The 5,176-nt window shown below is 72.1% G+C and carries 3 protein-coding genes; all 3 read left to right on the plus strand.

Going from position 1 to position 5,176, the window contains the following annotated elements; genetic code table 11:
- Nucleotides 1–228: 228 nt before the first annotated feature.
- The 3 genes from ACFV61_RS11950 (at nt 229) to ACFV61_RS11960 (ending at nt 5,088) form a co-directional block, all read left to right on the plus strand.
- Complete coding sequence (locus ACFV61_RS11950; protein ID WP_380491385.1) at nt 229–1,473, plus strand: HRDC domain-containing protein; 1,245 nt, start codon at nt 229–231, stop codon at nt 1,471–1,473.
- Nucleotides 1,474–1,711: 238 nt separating this feature from the next.
- Nucleotides 1,712–2,956 carry an acetyl-CoA C-acyltransferase gene (locus ACFV61_RS11955; RefSeq protein WP_063349470.1) on the plus strand — a complete coding sequence of 415 codons (1,245 nt, stop codon included), beginning with the start codon at nt 1,712–1,714 and terminating at the stop codon, nt 2,954–2,956.
- Nucleotides 2,957–2,958: 2 nt separating this feature from the next.
- A complete protein-coding gene (locus tag ACFV61_RS11960) occupies nt 2,959–5,088 on the plus strand; it encodes a 3-hydroxyacyl-CoA dehydrogenase NAD-binding domain-containing protein (RefSeq protein ID WP_063349469.1) in 2,130 nt (709 codons plus the stop codon).
- Nucleotides 5,089–5,176 lie beyond the last annotated feature (88 nt).

Genomic DNA, 5,176 nt, shown 5'->3' on the forward strand with positions numbered 1-5,176 from the left:
CGGGGCCCCGGCCCCCGGCGGGGGGTTGGGGGGGGGCCGCGCGCCCCCCCCTACAACCCCATGGTCCCCGCGCCGGCCCCCCCCCGGGGGGCGGCGGCTCATTTTCCCCCCCCGCCCCCCCGTAGCCGTGCCCCTCGGCCACCGCCCGGGCCCCGTGGCATAGTCACGGACCCGGTCTGACCAGTCCGACAACACTCCCGGCCGCGAGGACCGTCGTACCCTTGGTGGGTGACCGACGCCGTAGCAGCCATCCCAGAAGAAGCAGCCCCGGTCCCGCTCCTCGAACCGAAGGAGGGGATCCCGCCCGTCGTGGCGGACGAGCAGGCGCTGGCCGCCACCGTCGCCGCCTTCGCCGGGGGCACCGGACCGGTCGCCGTCGACGCCGAGCGGGCCTCCGGCTACCGCTACGGCCAGCGCGCGTACCTCATTCAGCTGCGCCGCGTGGGCGCCGGCAGTGCGCTGATCGACCCGATCGCCTGCCCCGACCTCAGCGGCCTGGGCGATGCCCTCGCCGACACCGAATGGGTGGTGCACGCGGCCACCCAGGACCTGCCCTGCCTGGCCGAGGTCGGCATGAGACCCCGGCAGCTGTTCGACACCGAGCTGGCCGGGCGGATCGCCGGCTTCGCCCGGGTCGGCCTCGGGCCGATGACCGAGAGCGTGCTCGGGCTGAGCCTGGCCAAGGAGCACTCCGCGGTCGACTGGTCCACCCGCCCGCTGCCCGAGCCGTGGCTGCGCTACGCCGCTCTGGACGTCGAGGTGCTGGTCGAGCTGCGCGACGCACTCGAACAGGAGCTGGACGCCCAGGGCAAGCTCGGCTGGGCGCTGGAGGAGTTCGCGGCGATCGCCGCCGCACCGCGCCCGGCACCGCGCACCGACCCGTGGCGCCGCACCTCGCAGCTGCACAAGGTCCGCCGGCGCCGCCAGCTGGCCGTGGTGCGCGAGCTGTGGCTGGCCCGGGACCGGCTGGCGCAGGAGCGCGACGTCTCGCCGGGCCGGGTGCTCTCGGACGCCGCGATCGTCAACGCCGCGCTGGCCATGCCGCTGAACATCGCCGCGCTGCAGGGCGTCCAGGGCTTCGGGCCGCGGGTCCACCGGCGCCAGCTGGAGCAGTGGCTGGCGGCCGTCCAGCGGGGCCGGGAAGTCCCGGAGAACCAGCTGCCGCCGGCCTCCGCGCCGCACGACGGGCCACCGCCGCCGCGGGCCTGGGCCGAGAAGGACCCGGTGGCCGCCGCCCGGCTGTCCGGGGCGCGCGCCGCGGTCGCGGACCTCGCCGAGCGGCACAACCTGCCGGCCGAGAACCTGATCACCCCGGACCTGGTGCGCCGGGTCTCCTGGGAGCCGCCGGCCGATCCGGCCGCCGCGGGCGTGGCCGCCGCACTGCGCCGGCTCGGCGCCCGGCAGTGGCAGGTCGACCTGGTGGCGCCGGTGATGGCCGCCTCGTTCGCCGAGGCCGCGGCCGCCCAGGACTGACCTGGAGCGCCTCCGAAGGGGGCGCCGTCCTTGTGACGGCGCCCCCTTCGGCGTATCCGGGGTCCGTCTTTCGAACCCCGCCGGTCGGACGTGTCGCGGGACACACGGGGTGAACCCTCCGTGAGGCCTGGGCAGGTTGGTTACCGACCGGTAGCATGGCGGTGGAGCGGCGCCGCTCGGGTCTTCACCGGCGGCAGCCTGCCCACCTCAAATGTTGGTCCCTGGGAGGAGAGCCCCCGTGCCTCGTACCGCGAGGGACGTCGTCTTCGTCGATGGCGTCCGCACCCCGTTCGGCAAGGCCGGCCCGAAGGGCATCTACCACGAGACGCGCGCCGACGACCTGGTCGTCAAGTGCATCCGGGAGCTCGTGCGCCGTAACCCGAACCTGCCCGTCGAGCGCATCGACGAGGTCGCCATCGCGGCCACCACGCAGATCGGCGACCAGGGTCTGACCATCGGGCGCACCGCCGCCCTGCTGTCCGGCCTGCCCAAGTCCGTCCCCGGCTACTCGATCGACCGCATGTGCGCCGGTGCGCTCACGGCCGTGACCGCCACCGCCGGCGGCATCGCCTTCGGCGCGTACGACGTGGTCGTGGCCGGCGGCGTCGAGCACATGGGCCGCCACCCGATGGGCGAGGGCGTCGACCCGAACCCGCGCTTCGTCTCCGAGAAGCTGGTCGACGAGTCCGCCCTGTTCATGGGCATGACCGCGGAGAACCTGCACGACCGGTTCCCGCACCTGACCAAGGAGCGCTGCGACGCCTACGCCGTGCGCTCCCAGGAGAAGGCCGCCAAGGCGTACGCCAACGGCGACATCCAGCCCGACCTGGTGCCGATCTCGATCCGCAACACCAACCCCGAGGTCGGCGAGACCGGCTGGGGCCTGGCCACCGTGGACGAGCCGATGCGCCCGGGCACCACGATGGAGAGCCTGGCCGGCCTGAAGACCCCCTTCCGCCCGCACGGCAACATCACCGCGGGCAACTCGGCCGGCCTCAACGACGGCGCCACCGCCTCGCTGCTGGCCGCCGAGGACGTCGCCGAGGAGCTCGGCCTCCCGGTCAAGATGCGCCTGGTCTCCTACGCCTTCGCGGGCGTGGAGCCCGAGGTCATGGGCATCGGCCCGGTGCCGGCCACCGAGAAGGCGCTGGCCAAGGCCGGTCTGACCATCGACGACATCCAGGCCTTCGAGGTCAACGAGGCCTTCGCCGTCCAGGTGCTGTCCTTCCTGGACCACTACGGCATCGCGGACGACGACGAGCGCGTCAACCCGTACGGCGGTGCGATCGCCTTCGGCCACCCGCTGGCCTCCTCCGGCGTGCGCCTGATGAACCAGCTGGCCCGCCGCTTCGAGCAGCGCCCGGACGTCCGCTACGGCCTCACCACGATGTGCATCGGGTTCGGCATGGGCGGGACCGTCATCTGGGAGAACCCGCACTGGAGCGGAGCGGAAAAGTCGTCCGAGCTCGAGGGTGGTAAGTGAACATGACGAGCACCACTGAGCTGCTGCAGCACGGCGCCGAGCTGTTCCCGGGCGAGGTCGTCACGACCGCGCACGTGCGCCACCTGGACCTGCCGCTGCAGGCCGGCAAGCTGGCCCTGATCACCCTGGACAACGGCTTCGACCACACCAAGCCGACCACCTTCGGCCCGGGCTCGCTGCTGAAGCTGTCCGCCGCGCTGGACCAGGTCGAGGCCGAGGCCGCCGAGGGCAAGGTCGTCGCCGTCGCCGTCACCGGCAAGCCGTTCATCTTCGCGGTCGGCGCCGACCTCAAGGGCGTCGAGCTGCTCAAGGAGCACGCGGACGCGCTGGCCATCGGCAAGGGCGGCCACGAGGTCTTCAAGCGGATCGCCGCGCTGCCCGTCCCCTCCTTCGCCTTCTACAACGGCGCGGCGATGGGCGGCGGCGTCGAGGTCGGCCTGCACGCCACCTACCGCACGGTCAGCGCGGGCGTCCCGGCGTTCTCGCTGCCGGAGGTCTTCCTGGGCCTCGTCCCCGGCTGGGGCGGCTGCACCCTGCTGCCGAACCTGATCGGCCCCTCGAAGGCGATCAAGGTCATCATCGAGAACTCGATGAACCAGAACAAGCAGCTCAAGGGCAAGGACGTGTTCGAGCTGGGGATCGCCGACGCGATCTTCGAGCCGGCCGACTTCCTGGAGCAGTCGCTGCTGTGGGCCGCCAAGGTCCTCAAGGGCGACGTCGTCGTCGAGCGCGAGGAGATCGACCGCGGCAAGGCCTGGGACGACGCCGTCGCCTGGGGCCGCCTGGTCGCCGACGCCAAGGTGCACGGCGCCGCGCCGGCCGCCTACAAGGCGCTGGACATCATCCAGCAGGTCAAGGACTCCGACCTCCAGGCAGGCTTCGACGCCGAGGACGCGGCCCTGGCCGATCTCATCATGAGCGGCGAGCTGCGCAGCGGCATCTACGCCTTCAACCTGGTGCAGCGCCGGGCCAAGCGCCCGGTCGGCGCGCCGGACAAGTCGCTGGCCCGCCAGGTCAACAAGGTCGGCGTCGTCGGCGCCGGTCTGATGGCCTCGCAGCTGGCGCTGCTGTTCGCCCGCCGTCTGGAGGTGCCGGTGGTCCTCACCGACATCGACCAGGAGCGCGTCGACAAGGGCGTCGGCTACGTCCACGCCGAGATCGACAAGCTGCTCGGCAAGGGCCGGATCGGCCAGGACAAGGCCAACCGTCTCAAGGGCCTGGTCAGCGGCTCGCTCGACAAGGCCGCCGCCTTCGGCGACGCGGACTTCGTGATCGAGGCCGTGTTCGAGGAGATGGGCGTCAAGCAGACCGTCTTCGCGGACCTGGAGAACGTGGTCTCGCCGACCTGCGTGCTGGCGACCAACACCTCCTCGCTGTCGGTCACCGAGATGGCCTCGAAGCTGAAGCACCCCGAGCGGGTCGTCGGCTTCCACTTCTTCAACCCGGTCGCGATCCTGCCGCTGCTGGAGATCGTCCGCGGCGAGCAGACCGACGACGCCTCGCTGGCCACCGCCTTCGGCGTCTCGAAGAAGCTGAAGAAGACCTCGGTGCTGGTCAAGGACGCCCCGGCGTTCGTGGTGAACCGGATCCTGACCCGCTTCATGGGCGAGATCCAGACCATCATCGACGAGGGCACCCCGATCGCCACCGTCGAGAAGGGCGTCGAGCCGCTCGGCCTGCCGATGTCCCCGATCGTGCTGCTGGAGCTGGTCGGCCCGGCCATCGCGCTGCACGTCTCGGAGACCCTGCACGGCGCGTTCCCGGAGCGGTTCGCCGTCTCCGAGAACCTCGGCAAGGTGGTCAAGGCCGGCAAGCGCGGCTTCTACACCTGGGTGGACGGCAAGCAGGTCCTCGACCCCGAGGTGCTGGAGCTGCTGTCCTTCGGCGACACCGTGCTGACCGAGGAGCAGGTCCTGAACCGCTCCCTGGAGGCCGTGGCCCAGGAGATCGGCCTGATGCTGGAGGAGGGTGTCGTCGCCGAGGCGCAGGACATCGACCTCTGCATGATCACCGGCGCCGGCTGGCCCTTCCACCTGGGCGGGATCACCCCGTACCTGGACCGCGAGGGCGTCTCGGAGCGGGTGAACGGCAAGCGCTTCCTCGCCCCCGGCGTGGCCTCGGTGCCCGCGTAACGCGCAGCGCCACCGCATGCCGGAGCCCCGGTGACCTGGACCTGTCTCGGATACACATCGGACGCGGCCGACGACAAGGCCCGGGTCG

Source organism: Kitasatospora sp. NPDC059817, assembly GCF_042731835.1.
GTDB lineage: Bacteria > Actinomycetota > Actinomycetes > Streptomycetales > Streptomycetaceae > Kitasatospora.